We start from the raw sequence: 17,766 nt of genomic DNA, 5'->3' as shown, positions 1-17,766 counted from the left end.
CTGCCGAATTTCGATGTTTCGTCACAGACGTGGTATGGCATTCGGTCGGAACGGCGGCTCGTCGAGGATGTTCATCTCAACCTGGCCTACGGGTGGTTCTGCAAGCTGGGCCTGCCCCGTTTTCCGCCACCACAAACCCCGTTCAAAATCAAAGCGGTTGTTGAAGGATTTTGAACCTTTTGTCCCTTCCCTTCCCTGCCGTAGTGGTTTTCATGTAAACTGGTTCTACCGAACATGCAGAACCGAACCAGACCACCGATAATAGGCAGGAAAAACTATGGCAAAACTATCTCTGAACAAGGCGGCTAAAGAGGCGGGCGTTGCTAAGTCTACACTCTTACAATCCTTAAATTCAAAGCGTATGAGTGCAGAAAAGAACGAAAAAGGGCATTGGGAAATCGAAACATCGGAACTTTTTAGGGTGTTCCCCAGAACTGGTTCTACCGAACACACAGAACCGAAGACTACCTCTCACGAAGAACCATCAAAAAACAGCCAAAACAGTGCTTTGGAAGTCGAAGTTAAGATGCTTCGTGAGAAGATCGAGGATGCCAACCTTGAACGAGAGCGTGAAAGGGAACAGGCAAGCGAGCAGATCGAGAGCTTGCGCGGCCAGATCGAACGCCAGAGCGCCGATCACAGGCAGGCACTGGCGGCAATCACGGACCAACGCCCGCAACATACGGCAGAGCCGCCCAGACGGTTCTTTGGGTTGCTGAAGGGGTAGGGGGAATCTAGGCGCCCAGCTTAGCGAAGTTTTTCCTGTTTGGGGTCACGACACGAAAGTGATCATCATGTACCGCTCGTGAGAACGAAGCGTGACCATCCAAGTTCGAGCTGTCCGACGGGGATAGCAATTCATGCACAAACCCATTGCCTTTGACGCTCGTTCTGCAATAGGATTTTGAAAGGCTCGGCTCTAAGCTATTTGGGTGCGGGCGAAGGCCGTTCACAAACGGCCGTTTGAGAAAGCAGGTTGGCCATGGGAATCATGGTGGACGCGGAGACCGAGCGCGAGGCGCACCGTTTGGCAAAACTGCGCGGCGTGACAGTCGAGCAGGCGGTGAGCGCCGCCGTGCACGCTGAACTCGCCCGCACCGAGCGCCCGGCTGAGGCGGCGCTGACGCCGACCCAGCAGGCCAAGGTCGAGCGGACAATGGCCATGGTCGCGGCCCTGCCGCGGCTCCCGAACGACGGCGGCGATCCGACCGCCTTCCTTTACGACGACCGCGGCCTGCCGCGCTGAACCATGGTCGTCGATACCTCAGCGATCATCGCCATCCTGAATGCTGAGCCAGAAGCGCAGACGTTCGCTATTACCCTCGCCGGCGCGAGCGTCTGCCGGATCTCGGCCGCCAGCTTCGTCGAAGCGGGACTGGTGGCGCGCCGTGATCCGACGGGCGCCTGGCGGCACGCGCTGGAGCAAATGGTCGTCGACTACGCGATCCAGATCGATCCCGTCACCGAGCAGCAGGCACGCATCGCACTCGACGCCTACGACCAGTTTGGTAAGGGGAGCGGTCACCCGGCCGGTCTGAACTATGGCGACTGTTTCTCCTATGCACTGGCATCCGACACCGGCGAACCGCTGCTGTTCAAGGGCGACGACTTCGCCGCGACCAACGTGGTGCCGGCGTGCTGATCGGCTATGCCCGGGTCTCGAAAGGAGACGACCAGAGCGATGCGCTACAGCTCCGCGCGCTCGGGGAGGCCGGCTGCGAGCGGGTCTTCACCGAGGCGGCTTCCGGCGGCCGGTGGGACCGCCCCGAGCTGCTTCGGCTCCTCGACCACCTGCGTCCAGGAGACGAGGTGGTGGTCTGGAAGCTGGACCGGCTGTCGCGGTCCATGAAGGACGTGATCCATCTGATGGAGCGGATCGGCAAGGCCGGCGCCGGCTTCCGCAGCCTCACCGAGGCCATCGAAACGACAAGCCCGGCCGGCCGGATGCTGCTGCACATGGTCGGCGCCTTTGCCGAGTTCGAGCGCGCAATGATCCAGCAGCGCACCAACGCCGGCCTAGCAGCGGCGCGCGCCGAGGGCCGGATCGGCGGCCGGCGCAAGTCGCTCGACGCCGCCAAGCGCCGGGAGATTGCCGAGAGCGTCTTGTCCGGCCGCAAGACCGGCGCCGAGATGGCCCGGCTCTATGATATCAGCCAGCCGACGGTGTCCCGTATCGTCGCCGCGCATCGAGCCGCCCTATTGGCCGACCAGCCGTAGTGACCCAGCCGTTCCGGCGGCGCTGCCGGGCCGCTATCTTTCCCGCCAAGCTGGAAGGAGGGCGAGATGGCACGACGACGGCTGCTTTCACCCGAGCAATGGGCGGGATTCGGGGTTTCCGTACCAGATTTCCCCAAAGTAGCGGTATAGCTTTTGAGATTTTTCAATGACTTACAATCGTGGGCGGAATCGTACTTTTCGTGATTTCAATAAGTTAGAGGCTGTTTCTGTTCTTGGGGACTCGGCAGACAGATTCATCCTACGCTTCTTCGCAGACACGGTGCGGGGTGATCGATGGAAAGTTGGCGGAGGCAATACCTGGGCCTGGAGACCGTCCCGGCATCGCTGACCTCGGCCGAGATCGAGTTCTTCTTCGAGCCCAGCGAGCAGGAACGCACTTTCATCGGCACTCGGCGCCGACCGCTAACCCGATTGGGCTTGATCCTGCAGATCGGCTTTCTGCGGATGACCGGGCGACCGCTCGCTCTGTTCGAACGGTTGCCCGTGGCGGTGCTGGCTTGCGCTGCGGCTCACGCCGGAATGCCGGCGCCGCGGATCGCGACGTTGCGGTCGATCTACCGGCGACGGATGACCCTGTTCCAGCACCAACGCATCGCTGCAGACGCGGTCGGCTTCCGAGTGCTCGGCGAGCACGCAGCACGCAAACTGACAGCGCACCTCCGGCGCCAGGCCACCACTCAGCTCGAGCGTGCCGATCTGGTGCAGGATGTGCGGATCTGGCTGTACGACCGCCGGTACGTTCTGCCCGGCACCAGGCCATTGGAGGAGATGGCAGCCGCAGCGCAGCTCCATGCACTCGAGGCACTGGCCAGGAGCATACGCATCGTGGTTGGTTCGGAGGCGACGGGAGCGTGGGCAGCCCAACTCTCGGATGGTGGGCCGCGATCGGGGGAGGCCTTGCTCGACTGGTTGCGAGCTCCGCCCGCTGGCTATGGCCGCAAGGACATCGCTGATCTCCAGGATCGTATCGCCGTGCTGCACCGGCTCGGCGCGGACCGCATTGTCGTTCCAGACCTGACAATCGATCGGATACGACAGCACAGCGGGCGCATTGCACGGCGCAAGGCGGCAACTCTATCCCGATTGCGGGAGCCGCGGCGGACTGTCGAGATCGGCTGTTGGCTCCGCCTCCAGTTGTTGGAGTTGACCGACACGGTGCTTGAACAGGCAAACCGCCGGATCGGCCAGCTATGGAGTCAGGCCCGCCGGACGGTCGAAGAGCGCGCTCTGGAAGAGCTAAACCGCTATCGTGTCGGGGTCGCCACCATCATCGGTGCGCTTGACGATCCGTGCCTGCCGGAGAACGGCTTGCGCACGGCGATAGAGCGGGCAGTTGGGCCGTTCCGGTCGATGTCGCCGTCGGGAGGCAGGGTGCAGGCGATCCGCGCTGAGATGGCCGCCGCGCCGAAGCGGCTGCGGACGCTGCTGCGACAGGTCGGAGAGCTCGACTTGGCGGTTCCAGATGAACATCCGCTGCGAGACGCTCTCGGCACTCTGGCGGACGTTTACCGGGCTGGATCCTCAGAACTGGCTCGATGGCAGAGCAACCCGTTCCCACCGACGTCGGCACGCACGGTCACAGCTGCGAGCAGTGACGAGGCGAGGCTGGCGGCCTATGAAGTCGCGACCGCCATGCTGCTCAAGCGCAGCCTGCGCAACGGCTCGGTAAGTGCACCGCACAGCATCCATCACCGAAGCATCGACGATCAATTGATGCCCGCCGAGATCTGGGCGGCGGCCAGGGGTACGACAACGCGTCGGCACGGATGGCCGGTGTCCCTGGACGCATATCTTCGACGGTTCGAAGAACCACTCAGTCTGCGAATGGAGATGCTGCAGGAAGCGATTGCCGCAGGTGAGATCGGTATCACCGGCGATCGGTTCCAGGTCCCCAGGCTCCAAGCGGTGCCTAAGGACCCGGCGGTCGACGAGACACGAGTGCGGTTGTTCCAGGAGATCGGCAGCGCGCAATTGCCGGATGTCATCGTAGAGACCGATGCCCAGGTCGGCTTCTCGACCACCCTACTGGGACGGCCAGCACGGAGCCCGGACGAACTGGGGGCTCTCTATGCCGGCCTGTTGGCACTCGGGACCGACAAGTCCGCCTCCGACATGGCACGGATGGTGGACGGGATCAGCGACGACCGCATCGAACTCGCCATACGCGGGATCGAGGAGAGCGGCCGGCTGCGCGCGGCATGCGACCAGGTCGCCGCCGATATGGTGTCCCAGCCTGTGGCTGGAATGTGGGGGACTGGCGTTGCGGCATCGGCAGACATGATGAGCTTGGATGCAACGCGACACCTGTGGACCGCTCGCATCGAGCCGCGGCGACGTACGCCGGCGATCGGCACCTACACCCATGTGCTGGATCGGTGGGCGATCGCCTATGACCAACCGATCGTCCTTAATCGACGGCAGGCCGGTGCCGCCCTCGAGGGCGCGCTGAAACAGAAGGTGGCTGATCTGCAGCGATTGGCCGTCGACACTCACGGATTTACGCACTTCGCCCTGGCGACGGCCAAACTGCTGGGCTTTGACCTATCGCCGCGGCTTGCCGATCTCGCAAGTCGGAAACTGTATCTGCCGGCCTCCGTCCGGGTTCCCGAACAACTCGTGCCCCGGGTTGAGCAAATCACGCCGAGCCGCTTGGCGCGCAAGGGCTGGGATGGTCTCCTGCATATGGTTGCCTCGCTCGAGGCTGGCTACGGTTCGCCGGCGACAGTCATCGAACGTCACGGAAGTGCCGCCCAAGGCACACCTGTCTATGAGTGCGGTACGTATCTCGGCAAGGTGCTGCGCAGCCTGTTCCTGCTCGATTATCTGATCAAGCCGGACTTCCGGCGTGAGGTGCATCGGCTATTGTCACAGGGTGAGTCGATCCATTTGCTGCAGCGGGCACTGATGGCTGGACGGATCGAGGCCAAGCATGGGCGCACGCTTGCCCAGGCGACGGCAATCTCCGGCGCACTTACGCTGCTCACAAACATCGTCATGGCGTGGAACACCCGCGCGATGCAAACGGTCATCGACAGGTTGCCGGCCGGTACCCTGCCCGAGCCGCACCTCACGCATATCGCGCCGGTCGCCCATCGACACATCAATATGAACGGCCGGATCAGGTTTGCGATCGAGGAATATGGCCGGTTGGCCCACGCTGGAGGGCGCAAGAACAGAAATGACCGTTAAGCTGTTGGAAACACTAAAAACATGATTCTGACACCCCGCTTAAGCCATTGAAAACACTGCAACGGCTTACCGCTACTTTGGGGAAATCTGGTACGGAAACCCCGATATGTGTTGACGGGACTGTCACCGCGTCCGCGGCCGGCTCCAGAACCACATCGGCGGCTTCCGGCGCGATTGTAACGGCAATCTTGAGGGCAGGGCGCTGAAAGTACGCTAAACAACGCTAAGGAAGAACAATCCAGGACCCTGAAGTGCTGCTTCCTGCGCTCCGATGGTGATCACTTTCGTGTCGTCGTGACCCTTTCAAGCCACCGCGTTGACGGAGTATTCCGGGGTGCCCTGCCACAAGATGTCCCAGGAGGCGCCTGGTCGTACGTTCTGGATGGCTCGAGGATCGAAGCACACGAGGCAGTTTCCGCCCGGCGCAGGCGCCCTAACAGACGGGTAGATCAGTCCACGAGAGCCATTCTGACGCAAGTGCTGGGCCAAGAGTTGGCCCTCGGGATATCCGATATGGGTGTCAGGGTTGAGTGCTGGGTGGGTGGGTTCATCGGTTATGTCGTCGAACACGCCGATGAAATCGGAGAGCAATTCGACGTAGCGGGCATTATCGACCAAACAGCCGGTGAACTGCAGCTCCCGGGTCCGGTGCCAGGCCACTTCGCTGATGGAGATCATGGTGTCCCATGCACAGTACCAAGCACCGCGGCTCTCTGAGTTGAAGCGGTTTCCGCCAACCCGGGTGTAGGTGAAGGCCGCGTTGACATGACTGTCACCATACATGCGCAGATCGTGGCGTCTGCGCTGCCAAGCTAGTTCCCGGGGATCCAGGTGTGGGTTTTCGCCTCGCTCAGCAAGAAGGCGGCCACTGGTTAGGCCCTCAATCTCGGCCAGGATCTCAAGCTCATCGTCGGTATCGACAATGCCACGAAGTGCGGGTGGTTTGTGGTAGGTGGCGGGCAAGAGACGAACGAGACCGCGATCCGAAATCTCGGACTGCTTCATGCTCCACCACGCAGTGAATCGAGATAGGTTCGAATGGCGAGTATGTGGGGCAAGCCATTCTCGATCGCCGTTTCGACTGGACGACGACCACGAAATAAAGGACCAGAGTTCGGCCGGGTGAACCACGTTTGTGCAAGAGGTTCAGAGAAGTAGAGCTCCAGCGATTTGTAGATACCGATAACGGCGCTGAGACGAAGGAATTGATCCTTGGTCAGGTCACCAGCAAATCCGGGCCTCCTGGCTCGTTTCCAGGTGCTTTCAGACATGTCGGCTAGACCTGCTGCTTCCTTCAGGCTGAGGTTCCAAGAATCTGCGATCCGGGCATAGGCCTTGAGCGCCACTTCGACGAGATCGGCGGGTTCGCGAGTGCTGATGGCAACTTTCACGGCGGATCTCCGCTGCATTCAATATGGGTCATATGAACCTCTTATCGAGATCATATGGGTGAGCCTCGATATTATCAAGGGGGACATCGAATTGAACGGTTCCGAGCCTGGCAGGGGACGTGGCCTGCCGCCTGGAGCAATTGTCGGGCGCTGAACAACCCCGGTGCACGGCTACGGCCCGCGGCATGATTCGCGTTCAAGATTTGTCCGAGTTAGCGAGGTTTAGCGAACAAACTTTGAGGTGCCCCCCAATAGAGCTTAACCCATGTCGGGCCGGTTAGGCCCCCTCCCCTGCCCCATCCTCCTACCGGTTGGCGTTTCAGAGCTGGTTTCGGCGTATTTCGGCGGCTGTGTCGCCGTTCTGCCAAGTGCGCGATAATAGAGGATTATCGGACACATCCCGACGCCGCCTCTACAAACGGCTAGTCGGAAGTCTTTCGCTTACCGCCCATCACCAGCGCCGAGGCACTTCGATCGACCCGCCGGGTCTCTTCCACATACCGCAGAGCCGTCACCGGCGTCTTCCAGCGCCCGGCGCGCTGCACGGCAGTGACATCCCCGTCGGTCGCCTCCGCCACGGCCGTCGCCATGCCCCGGCGCAGGCTGTGGCCGCCCCAGCGGATCGGTGCTGTGATGGTCTTGCCGCCGCGATAGGTGCTCCGCACATCCAAACCCGCCTCCCCTGCCCGCGCCTTCAGGATCAGTCGCACGCTCTGCGCCGTCAGTGCCGTGTGCTTGATTGCTCCGCGTGGATCGAACGCCCTAAAGATCGGGCCTTCGGACACGCCGCTCCGCTCCATCCAGTCGTTCAGCGCCCGCACCGGACACAGGTTTGTGCCTGTCTCGGCGATCACACAGACATTGTCGCGATCGCCCTCGTCCGTCTTCGTCGTGCCGAGCCATATTTCATAGCCGCCTTCCACGGCCTGCAGGTGGTCGACCTCGATGCCCACCAGCTCGCTGCGCCGCAGGGCGCCGGCGTAGCCGACCAGGATCAGCGCCCGGTCGCGCAGGCCGCGCAGCCAGGTCGTATCGATGGCCGCCACGATCGTCGTCAGATCCTCGATGCCCAGCGCCTGCACGGCCTCCTGACGCACAAGGACCGGGTTGTTGCGGGCCAGGCCCTTTAGCTGGTTGCGGATCGCCGGGTGTTTCCAGTCGAGCACCTGCCCCTGCTCCCGGAACATGTGCTTCAGGGCAGCCAGCCGCAGTTTGACCGTCGACAGTTTCTTGCGCGCCGCCGCATCCCCCGACGGCACCAGCGACGCCAGGTAGGTCGCGATCTGCTCCGGGTGTTCGGTGAGCGGGGTCAGGTAGCGCGCCCGGCACCAGGCACAGTACTGCCGCCAGCCGGTTTCATAGGCGCGCCGGGTGTTTTCGCTGAGCGCGGCGTCGTTGTTGCGGCCGGCATCGCCGAGGTTCGCGATCAACGCCCGATCGAGTGACGGGTCGAGCTCGACCACGCCTGGTGCGGTCGGGGCGGGAAGCGTCGTCGGCCCAGCATCTCTCTCAGTGTCACCCTCAGCGTCACTCATCGTCAGCGCTCCCGGTTTTGCGGCCGTGCGGGCCGTCTGAGCCGGATTCTACCGTCTTTTCCTTAACTATCGATAAGGAAAGTTATCGCTAATCACTAGCATCATCCCCTAGATGTATAGTTAAGACATGTTATCTTTCGTGTTGATATGGATACCTCTGAGATCATAGCGTCCTTAGATGCATTATCCGCCGGAATGGAGAGCGAGCGCGGTCCTCTCCAAACCCGGCTTGATGCACTTGCCGAAACCCGCTTGGTCGTGGCCACCACGGACGGAACAACCCGGGCCATGCTCGAACTGGAGCGCGCATCGCATCGGGTCCCGGCCGAGCGACGGCGTTCCCTGTTGCGGATCCACGAAGCGGTCAACCTCACTCGACTGCATGGCGAACTGGTTCACGCGGACACCTTGCTCCTGGCCGACCTAGAACGTACCCATTCGCGAATCGTCGGCCCTACCGGGACCGGTCTTCGTGCCTTGAGAGCCTTGCGGGCCCTCGACGACCCAAACACACCGTCGCTGGAAACCGCCCTCCTCCACCTCGATCGCGACATCACCGAATGGCCCGCCAACCGAGACACCGATCCCCGTGTCCAGGCGATTCGTCGGCTGGTCACCGAACTTGAAGCCATCGTCCGCGCCGACGGCCCCGTCCTGATTCGCTTCTACGAGATATGGCATTGCGTCATCGATGCCGCCCTTCCCCGGTCCGACCTTACCGGCACGGCTGCCGATCGGACGTACTCTCTCGCCGGCGACGATCCGGCGTGGTTACGTCAGGTCGACGCATTGAATGATACTGACCCACGCCGGATGTTCGCCGCAGTGGCTCTGTCATGGGCTGCATGGAGATTGGGATGGACCGCCGATCGAGCTCTCTGCACAGCTGCCGCCCTGCGGATACTGCCCTACCCTCAAGGCGATAAGGTCGACGCTGGGCTTGCCTGGATCGCTAGGGTCTGCGCTCGCGCCGCCGAGCTTACACGCATGGAAGTAATCCGGATCGCACATGCCCTCGATCAACTCGAGTTCGACGCCGGCGGTACACGGGACCGCTCCCGGACAGCCATGATCGACTGTCTCTGCGCAAGACCCGTCACAACGGCTGGTCAGCTTGCGCTAGATTCTGGCGTGACCCGCCCACCCGCCCTCAGGTTCCTGGACCGCCTAGTTGGCAAAGGGAGTTGTCGATGGAAAGGTGTAAGGGAGAAAGGTCGGGTTGCTGAGGTCACTCGACTTATCGGGTAAATACTTCCTCGCTGACTTAGCGATCTCAGCTCCTGGTCGGACCTGGTCAGTTCTCCGCAGAGAACGAGATAACCTCTTAAAATCATTGAATAGGCATGACCGAGCGCCTGCTTCATCGCAGTCCAGCCTTCCGCAGCTCGCCGGCCAGCCTCACTGGGTCGTTCGCGAGGTCGAAGGCGCGGATGTCCAATTGCATCTCAGCCACAATACGCTTCGCTTCAGCCAACCAATCGGTTGCTGGCCGACCGGCAATCTCTCTGACCAGAGGATCGGAGTGCATTGTCAGCGATCGACGTGATGGAACCAACGCAGCCGCCTGGCATAGATCCTTAGTCGATTTCGCCCTCGAGATGGATTTGCAATGTCTCTCGGCAGCGGCCCAAGCCCGATAGGTTCTATCCGGGTCCACAAGCCCTTTGCCCACATTCTTGAGACGAAACCGAGCCAGAAAGGCGGTTTGGTCCAGATCAGGACGGCAGGCGGTCACGAGGTCGACAGATTCGTCAGATGGTTTCCAGTCGGTCGTTATCAGCGTGACAACCGAGCCGGTCTTCTCCTCTTCACAGTTTTGCACCTGTTGAGAGAGAGTTTGTTTTCTTGAGTCTAGTTCTGGGTTCCGATCCGGAACTCTGGGTAGGGCTGTAGCGGAACCCTGGGTAGCATCCAGGGTTCCGGTCCGGAACTCTGGCAGTTCCTCGTCATCATAGCGCTCGGCGACAATACGGAAGATCCGGCCGCCATTTCGCCCGGTCGCAGAACGTCTCGTTGTGACCTGCAGGTGGCCGTGGGCGACCAGATAGTCGATGGCTGCCTGCAAGCGCTTCTTTGACCACGCTTGTCCATTCTTCCCGAGGCTCTGGCGCAACCGCTCGCTCGATGGCCAGGCAACCCCGGTGTGGAAATGGGCGAACCTGCTCAGTCCGATGAGAACCGCAAGTTCGTCGGAACCGAGATCCGGGTGATCGACCCAGATGCGAATCTGGTCGTCGGCGTTCGGCCGCGATCGCGCGGGCGGAGGCGCCAGTGCTGCTGAATTGTGCATTTTGCGTAAAAAACGCCGAACGAAGCCATCGCCAAACTTGGTTTGGCGTTGACCCTGCTTTCCGATTCGCTACACTGAAGTTCTGTTGAGCTTGTGAGCGATTCGTCGTTCAGAGCCGGAGAGCCCTCGTCGGTTGCCGCCGCCGGGGGCTTTCGCTTTTTCGGTCATCGACTCGGCAGTTTCCCTCCGTTCCAGTCTCACTAGGTTGCACAAAAACACTGCCAAAACAGCGCTTTGTGCAACAAGGTTGACAGGATCGTGGAAGAAAGATCAAGTCGAAAATGCAAAGGGCGTGGTGCCTAGCTACAACGAGGTGTGTTGGAAGCTGCCGGGTATCCACAACATTTTCGATGCGAGGCCAAGATGGCAGATAGGCTCGGGGACGTTGAACATCTCGTTGATCAAGGTCAGCAGGCACTGGATATCGCCTGGTCCCGATCGCAGAGTTTGCTTGCGGAGAGCGAAGGGCAACCGGAATCTCATTCGCGGCCTCGGCTCTATACCTTCCAGGAAGTTGCCGGCTTTCTGAACGTCTCACGCCCGGCGCTTGCCCGTTACGCGGAGAATCTGCCTGACTTTCCGGCCGGTCGGCGGCGCGGTCCAGCGATGGTCTATTCGCCTGCCGAGATTGCGGAAATGCGGCGGCTCATTTTCGCGGCGTCCGGAAACATCTCGTATCTACCCGCTCGACAACCGATAATCGGCGAAGAATGCGCGGTTATCGCCGTCGCCAACTATAAGGGCGGATCAGGCAAGTCCACGACGACCTTGCTCGCGGCCTCGCATCTGGCTCTGCATGGCGGGCTGCGGGTGCTGATCATCGATGCGGACCCTCAGGGCTCGGCGACAAATACGTTGCGGGTTTTCCCCGCAGAGCAGGTCATCGAACCCGGCCATAGTCTGGCAGGCTTCTATCATGGGGCGGAGGCATCGAGTCTTATTCGGCAGACCTACATGAGCGGTGTGGACATCTTGCCGGCCACATTCGAACTGCAGGATCTCGAATTCTCGATGATCGCGCGGATCCGTGAGGATTCGGCGTTCCAGTTCTATACGTTGATCGACGCTTTTATCGGTGACGTGTCGGCCGACTATGATGTGGTGTTGATCGACTGTAAGCCGGATCTCGGATTGCTACCGATTTCGGCGCTTTATGCCGCGAGCGATGGAGGGCTGATTGTGCCCTTCACCCCGACGATGCTGGACCTTAGGTCGACAATCCAGTTCCTGTCTGTTGTGGCGTCGACCGGCCGTCAGATCCAGGAAGCGGTTGGCATGGAAGCGTTCAATTTCCCAATGCTGCGGCTGTTGATGGGCAAATGCGACGGTAACTCGCCGGCTGAAAAGGCAATCATGGCCAGTGTCTACGACACGTTTGGGCGCGACCTGGTCTATGGTGAGGTCGTACCGAAGACAGAATTGATCACGGCGTCCTTTGCGGACCAGACGCTTCCGCATGCAAGCTTGCCAGATACTGTCGCGCGGAAGACGATGAAAACAGGTATGGCAGGTATCACCAGGGCTATGAAGCAAATCGAGAAAGACATCTGGACAGTTCTTTGGCGCCGCCGCTGGGATGAGAAGCGGGAGGCCGTGTGATGGCCGATCAGAAGAAGTCGCGTCCGAGGACCTTTGGTCGACCGGAGGGTGATGGGAACCCACCTCAACCCCGAAATATCGGTCCACAGGCCCCGATTGCTGGGATGTTTACGTCGTCGGTCAAATCGATCGCTGCCGAGAACGAAGCGCTGCGTGCGGAACGAGACAAGGCTGTGCATTCCGGCTCAATGCTGCTCGAGCTCGACCCGTCGACCATCGAAGATGGCTTGGTTTCGGATCGCCTCGAAGTCCGAGGTGATGATCAGGAGTTTGAGGACCTCAAAGCCTCTATCGCGAGCCGTGGACAAGATCAGCCGGTTACAGTCCGGCCGAGACGGGGAGGGGAGGGCTATGAGCTCATCGCTGGCCGTCGCCGATTGCGGGCATGTCGAGAGCTTGGCCGGACGATTCTCGCACGCGTTCAGGACTTGGATGATCACGACGCTCTCGCGGCGATGTGGAGTGAGAACAACCTCAGGCTCAATCCAACGCCGCTGGAGCTCGGGGTCTGGATGATCGCCGTAAAGGAAAGGTTCGGGCTGGCAAATACCGACTTGCTGAAGGTCACGGGGTTTTCAAAAGGGTATGTCAGCGAGCTTCAGAAGATCGGTGTTGGGTTTCCAGTTGAGATTCGAGAGGTCCTTGCGGATCCCCGGAAGGTTTCCAAGGCGGCTGCTCTGCAGATCGTCGATGCCTGGGCCGACCGACCCAGCCGCAAGGCGATTGAGGGCATTCTCGATCGGGTGGCCAGCCTCGGTGACACAGGCAAGCAGATTGCGGCCATCCTGAAGGCCGGGGCAGGGCAGGGCGCGCCGAAGTCGATGCGGGAAAAGGTCGAGATCGTCGATGCGGGAGGCGCGCGCCGGGCTGTCGTGACGCGGACTGAGTCATCCTGGACAATCAAGCTGGATCAGCCTCTGTCGACGGATCAGGCGGGACGCATCGAAGAGATTTTACGGGGTGGGTAAAATAGGTTCTCTGGAGAGAACGCCGTAAGTTATTGTATAATAACGATTTAATCTGCCGAGATACTTGAGCGAACGCCTGTCTCTGACTTTTCCAGGGCCTATGCGCCGGAATGGTTTGCCGGCGTACCACGCGAAATAATTTTTGCGTGGTACGCTTGTTTGGGGTATCTTGCCACGCAGGACATTTCCTGCGTGGTATTAAATGGCCAAGCCCTTGCCAGTTCTTCGCCGTCACTCGGCCACCGCGCTTGCGGCTTATCACGATCTCGTTTCGTTGCTGCTCGACGAGGCGGTCTCTCAGATCCGAGGGATCCCGACGCCGAGAGTACGCGGCTCCCGAACGTATTGGTACGATCGCTATCGGGTCGGCGTCGAGATGAAGGAGCGTTATCTCGGCGAAGAATCGGAAGAGCTGCTCCGGCGGATCGAACAACATGAGACGCTGAAGGCCGATCGTGAGGAACGCCGTCGGGAACGCGCACGGCTTGTTCGGCTGCTTCGAAGCGAGCGCTTCCTGGGAATCGACAGCGCCACGGGTAGTCTGCTCGCTGCGTTCGAGCGGGCAGGGGTGTTCCGACTGGGCGGAGTCCTGGTTGGGACCACCGGCTTTCGGATCTACGAAGGCGAGCTCGGACTGAACTTGACATTGGACCAGGCGGCGATGACCAACGACATCGACATCGCCAGTTTTGAAAAATTGTCCCTCGCTCTGGGTGAACGCGTCCTGCCGTCGATCGGTGATGTGCTTCACGATTTCAAGTTTGAACCGGTACCGGCTTTAGAGGCCGGCCGGATCTGGCGATGGCGGCAAACGCGGAGCCAGACGTTGGTCGAGTTCCTGGCGCCTAGCTTTGACTCGGAGGAGGGGCTCCGGGACCTGGCGGCGCTCGGCGTCAGCGCCCAGACGCTCCACTATCTGAATTTCCTCATCGCCGAACCGATCCACGCCGCTGCTGTCTACAGAGACGGCATTCTCGTGCAACTTCCCCGACCCGAGCGGTTCGCCATCCACAAACTCATCGTCGCCGACCGCCGACGGGACGGGCCTGAAAGCCTGAAGGCGCGTAAGGATCGACTCCAGGCGGAACTGATGATCGGGGTCCTTTCGCAAGACCGTCCCACCGACCTGCTGGAAGCCTACGAGGACGCAATCGCCCGCGGCCCGCGCTGGCGGGAGAGGTTAGAACGTAGTCTTGGGAAGTCACCCGATGCAGCAGCGCAAATTGCGAATTTGAGCTAGGTGACAAAAGCTATCCAGGAGTGTCTTTGAAAGGAATTCCGACGCGTAATGCCAAATGGCGTGAAGTGATTCCAAAATGCCGAAATGTGTTACGCAAGTGCCGTAATGTAATAAAAGAGTCGTATTTTCGAATTCCCATAATGTGTTACACAACTTCCAGATCCGGTTACCAGTTTCCTGAGTAACGGGGGGAGCAGGCATTATGGCGGCGATCGGAGATCCACAGTGTCGTGACGAGTCTGTGGTGATGAATACCAAATTGGACGGGCGTGAGGATTTCGCCGTCCGCGATCCGCTGTAGATGGTTGAGCGTCGAGAAGCCCTACCGTTAGATGTCGATACGATCCAAAGAACTCCGAACATGACCCGAGGCCTTGGCCTTCTCTGGGGTGCGCGTTCTGAAGCACTCCAATGTGATGAAATCGTCTTTGATAGAGCGGTTTCGAACGGGCTACAGGTCAAGGTAATCCACCGCGTTTCCAGTGATTAGTCAGTGACGTTCTCGTTCACGCGGACGGACGCGACCCCGAACACCCAGGTTGCGGCAACCGCTTTGGGTCGCAGGCTCATGTCGCTGTCCGATGTACACGGGTTGACGACCGACCTGCTCGAGTTGTGCCGAGTGCGACTATCGATGCCGACATCCCCATGATCGACGATGTCGAGGCACTCAGATCGCAGTCGATGAGATGCGGTACCTCGGCGATAGGCTACTCTGCCAGTTAACCTTAGGCAGCACGCGTTCGTCTGCCCAACCGGGCTTTCACGGCCACCCCCACCAGTCGCGTACGGCGCTTCCCATGACCCGGGACAAGTCATCGCCAGTGAGCCAAGGCATCTCCTCGGTGAACATGGTCACGCACTGGCGCCAGGTGCATGGCATCTTGGAAATATCGGTCCCCCAGAACACCCGGTCGGGACCGAAGGCATCGAAGACCTGTCGGACATAGGAGCTCATGACCGGGAAGGGGTAGCTCTCGCCGGAGTAGCCCGGTACACCGGTTGCCTTGACGGCGACATTCGGCAGTCTGGCAAGCTTCAGAAGGTCGGGCATGTGCGTCATCGCGGCATCGTCTTTGAGCGTCGTGTTGCCTCCCCTGCCGCCGAGATGATCGATGCTCAGACGCAGACCAGGGTATGCAGCAGCGATTTCTCCCAAGAGTTCAAGCGAGCCGGTCGCCAAGGTGGTCACAGGAATATCGAAACGCTCGGCGGCGTCCCAGAACCAACCCAGTTCGCCATCGTGCAGTCTTTGGCGATCCTCGCCCTCAAGGAACATGCAGCGCAAACCAAGCATGCCTGGTTGTTCGCGCCAACGTTCCATTAAGGCTCGGCTGGTGTCCGGTTGCCCCAGGTCCACGGCACCGATGATGGCGAAACGGCCGGGGTAGTCTTTGACCGCCTCGATCGCGAGGTCGGTTGAGCCGGAATCCCATGATGGTGGGTGGATCACCGCAGCATCGACACCGGCTTGGTCCATCAATGCAATGGCTTCTGCCGGACAGAACGACGTCACCTGCCAGTGAGCCATGTTGCTTGGCAGGCCGGTTCCCCAGAGATGTATCTGCGCGTCAACGATCTGCATGTCTCTCCCGTTTCCGCCTGATGAGCCTGTTGCCCAGGGCTTGGGTCACACCAGCAATGACCTGATGCGCCAGGGTTGGACTGGCGAATGCACTCTGCGTTCTTCGACGCCGACAGACTGCTCGAGCGCCGAGCAGTCGATAAACATGAAGCACCTTTCGGGGTGTCAGGTCCGGGAAAGCGCCGTTTATCGAGGCCAGACCATAGTGGTCGGATATCGGTTGCCAGGAACCAACTGGCACTGCTCATGCGGCGGCTGCGTCTGCATGGTCGATTTCCCCGATCCTATTCGAGAACCGGGTCATGGCAGTCATACGAACGACGTAGGGTTGAAACGGCCCTGAGTAGATCTCTGTCCGTAGGTACGTCCTCTCGGCTTCTAGGTCGGTTCCGGGAACATCCCGATACCAAGCCTTGGAATTGCCGTCGCTTCCGTCGTTCCAGCGATACCCCCGTGCCTTAAGCAGGTCCTTGAGTTCGAACGGACTATCGAGCGCCCAGATCCGAAACGTCGGCTTCCGGGCGGCTTCAAGAAGCAGTTCAAGCGTCGGCGTCTCGGTTTTCGGGAAGGGCATGGCCAGGATCTCGAGCAGCATCTCGCAATCCGCGATCGCCCGGTGCCCGTCATGGAACAAGCCGAAGCACATGCCGAGATACTCAAGCTTGGCACTTCGGATCCCGGCGTCGCTCCATGGGACTTCGGATAGCGAGCAACCCCATCCGCGTTTGCCGAAGATCGGATGAAGCCGCTCTGCAAACCGCCTGTCGAAGGCTGCGTTGTGGGCGATCACGATGACGGCCGTTTCAGCCAATCGCTCGACCGTAGCCAAGTCGATGGAGTGACCGGCAACCATGTCGTCGCTGATGCCGGTTAGCTGCGTCACTTCGGGAGGGATTGGTCGGCCGGGATCGTTGAACGACTGGTACCGCTCTAGGACTTGGCAAACCTGGTCGCGCTCGTCGTATTCGAACGCGAGCATCGCCAACTCGATGATCTGATCGGTGCGCGGATCCAGGCCGGTCGTTTCCGTGTCCAGGATGATACCGACCTTGGTCTCGCCGATCGGTGCTGCGAACTGATCGTGGCTGACCACCCGGCGCAGGACGCGGTAGTCAGGGCTGCGCTCCAATGCGTCGGCTAAGGATTTGTAGTCGGCTGGGTTGATCAAATCGATTCCCGGAGTGGCGATCTTGGGTATTCCGGAGTGAGTGTCGTCAGTCGTAAGTCCATCTCACCGACGCATGGAACACATGTGGACTAAGTTCAAATCCATACGGTCGATGGGACTTACTCCTTCGACTCTGGCTTCCCAGCAGATGACGTGGGCGGACCCTCTAACGTTTCGCGTGGGAAATCCTTGCGGAGCGCAATGGTCTCCCAATGCCGATCGGAAGCGGGAAGGAAATCGATACCACCTTCTTCCAGGGCTTTGGCGAGCGTTGCCATCGTTTTGGCAGTCGGATTGCTTTTGAGTTTTTCCATTCGAGCCACCACGGGCTGGGCGACACCTGCGCGCTCGGCTAGGTGTCTTTGGCTCCACCGTAACGTAAGGCGAGCGATCCGTAGCATGTGCACACTCGGAAGCATTCGACATGCTCTGGGTTCCGGTCGTCTGGGTCCAGAGCGTCGATGGGATATTATAGGAAGTTATCTATGATGCATAAAAGTGATCAAAGATAACTTTTATGGGTTTCATTGGGGGACTCGTGGTGATACGGTCTCTGCCAACGA

Annotated in this window: 16 protein-coding genes and 1 pseudogene; 10 read left to right on the top strand and 7 right to left on the bottom strand. The window is 60.3% G+C overall.

The genetic code is table 11. The annotated features are described in order from the left end of the window. Positions 1-33: 33 nt before the first annotated feature. From T8K17_RS25730 to T8K17_RS25705, 6 genes and pseudogenes are all read left to right on the top strand, one after another. Positions 34-144 (top strand): annotated as a pseudogene (locus tag T8K17_RS25730) (transposase); the annotation flags it as partial. Between the two features lie 133 nt (positions 145-277). Next, positions 278-727, top strand: coding sequence for a hypothetical protein (locus tag T8K17_RS25725; RefSeq protein WP_289083020.1), 450 nt, complete (start codon positions 278-280; stop codon positions 725-727). Positions 728-982: 255 nt separating this feature from the next. Further along, on the top strand, positions 983-1,246 hold the full coding sequence (locus tag T8K17_RS25720; RefSeq protein WP_322335146.1) for a type II toxin-antitoxin system VapB family antitoxin: 264 nt from the start codon (positions 983-985) through the stop codon (positions 1,244-1,246). A gap of 3 nt (positions 1,247-1,249) precedes the next feature. Beyond that, positions 1,250-1,642, top strand: coding sequence for a type II toxin-antitoxin system VapC family toxin (locus T8K17_RS25715; protein ID WP_322335145.1), 393 nt, complete (start codon positions 1,250-1,252; stop codon positions 1,640-1,642). Beyond that, positions 1,636-2,217 carry a recombinase family protein gene (locus tag T8K17_RS25710; RefSeq protein WP_322335144.1) on the top strand — a complete coding sequence of 194 codons (582 nt, stop codon included), beginning with the start codon at positions 1,636-1,638 and terminating at the stop codon, positions 2,215-2,217. The genes T8K17_RS25715 and T8K17_RS25710 overlap by 7 nt, the downstream gene beginning before the upstream one ends. A 294-nt stretch (positions 2,218-2,511) precedes the next feature. After that, positions 2,512-5,427 carry a Tn3 family transposase gene (locus tag T8K17_RS25705; RefSeq protein ID WP_322335020.1) on the top strand — a complete coding sequence of 972 codons (2,916 nt, stop codon included), beginning with the start codon at positions 2,512-2,514 and terminating at the stop codon, positions 5,425-5,427. Positions 5,428-5,730: 303 nt separating this feature from the next. Here T8K17_RS25705 and T8K17_RS25700 read toward each other — a convergent pair whose 3' ends face one another. The 3 genes from T8K17_RS25700 to T8K17_RS25690 all read right to left on the bottom strand — a co-directional run bounded on the left by T8K17_RS25700 (position 5,731) and on the right by T8K17_RS25690 (position 8,353). Then, a complete protein-coding gene (locus tag T8K17_RS25700) occupies positions 5,731-6,432 on the bottom strand; it encodes an RES family NAD+ phosphorylase (RefSeq protein ID WP_322335143.1) in 702 nt (233 codons plus the stop codon). Further along, positions 6,429-6,818 (bottom strand): MbcA/ParS/Xre antitoxin family protein, encoded by a 390-nt coding sequence (locus T8K17_RS25695; protein ID WP_416153207.1) that lies wholly within the window; start codon positions 6,816-6,818, stop codon positions 6,429-6,431. Before T8K17_RS25695 ends, T8K17_RS25700 begins: the two co-directional genes overlap by 4 nt. A gap of 422 nt (positions 6,819-7,240) precedes the next feature. After that, positions 7,241-8,353: a tyrosine-type recombinase/integrase gene (locus T8K17_RS25690; RefSeq protein ID WP_322335141.1), complete on the bottom strand. Its 1,113-nt coding sequence runs from the start codon at positions 8,351-8,353 to the stop codon at positions 7,241-7,243. 147 nt (positions 8,354-8,500) lie between these two features. Here T8K17_RS25690 and T8K17_RS25685 point away from each other — a divergent pair, with 147 nt between their 5' ends. After that, entirely contained in the window at positions 8,501-9,601 is a 1,101-nt protein-coding gene (locus T8K17_RS25685; protein ID WP_322335140.1) for a hypothetical protein, read from the top strand. 112 nt (positions 9,602-9,713) lie between these two features. Here T8K17_RS25685 and T8K17_RS25680 read toward each other — a convergent pair whose 3' ends face one another. After that, entirely contained in the window at positions 9,714-10,643 is a 930-nt protein-coding gene (locus T8K17_RS25680; RefSeq protein ID WP_322335139.1) for a hypothetical protein, read from the bottom strand. 363 nt (positions 10,644-11,006) lie between these two features. On the opposite strand from T8K17_RS25680, the gene T8K17_RS25675 reads away from it, so the two are divergent. The 3 genes from T8K17_RS25675 (at position 11,007) to T8K17_RS25665 (ending at position 14,450) form a co-directional block, all read left to right on the top strand. Further along, the gene (locus T8K17_RS25675) at positions 11,007-12,242 is read left to right on the top strand and encodes an AAA family ATPase (RefSeq protein ID WP_322335138.1); all 1,236 of its coding nucleotides are present in this window, start codon (positions 11,007-11,009) and stop codon (positions 12,240-12,242) included. Continuing rightward, positions 12,242-13,210 carry a ParB/RepB/Spo0J family partition protein gene (locus T8K17_RS25670; RefSeq protein ID WP_322335137.1) on the top strand — a complete coding sequence of 323 codons (969 nt, stop codon included), beginning with the start codon at positions 12,242-12,244 and terminating at the stop codon, positions 13,208-13,210. Before T8K17_RS25675 ends, T8K17_RS25670 begins: the two co-directional genes overlap by 1 nt. Before the next feature lie 202 nt (positions 13,211-13,412). Further along, positions 13,413-14,450, top strand: a complete 1,038-nt coding sequence (locus T8K17_RS25665; RefSeq protein WP_322335136.1) for a GSU2403 family nucleotidyltransferase fold protein — start codon at positions 13,413-13,415, stop codon at positions 14,448-14,450. A 763-nt stretch (positions 14,451-15,213) separates the two neighbouring features. Here T8K17_RS25665 and T8K17_RS25660 read toward each other — a convergent pair. The 3 genes from T8K17_RS25660 to T8K17_RS25650 all read right to left on the bottom strand — a co-directional run bounded on the left by T8K17_RS25660 (position 15,214) and on the right by T8K17_RS25650 (position 17,604). After that, positions 15,214-16,035: an amidohydrolase family protein gene (locus T8K17_RS25660; RefSeq protein ID WP_322335135.1), complete on the bottom strand. Its 822-nt coding sequence runs from the start codon at positions 16,033-16,035 to the stop codon at positions 15,214-15,216. A gap of 244 nt (positions 16,036-16,279) precedes the next feature. After that, entirely contained in the window at positions 16,280-17,203 is a 924-nt protein-coding gene (locus T8K17_RS25655; RefSeq protein WP_322335134.1) for a 3'-5' exonuclease, read from the bottom strand. A gap of 119 nt (positions 17,204-17,322) precedes the next feature. Continuing rightward, positions 17,323-17,604: a helix-turn-helix transcriptional regulator gene (locus T8K17_RS25650; RefSeq protein ID WP_322335133.1), complete on the bottom strand. Its 282-nt coding sequence runs from the start codon at positions 17,602-17,604 to the stop codon at positions 17,323-17,325. Positions 17,605-17,766 lie beyond the last annotated feature (162 nt).

Origin of the sequence: Thalassobaculum sp. OXR-137 (assembly GCF_034377285.1) — a bacterium.
GTDB lineage: Bacteria > Pseudomonadota > Alphaproteobacteria > Thalassobaculales > Thalassobaculaceae > Thalassobaculum.
This window is presented reverse-complemented; position numbering and strand designations above follow the sequence as displayed.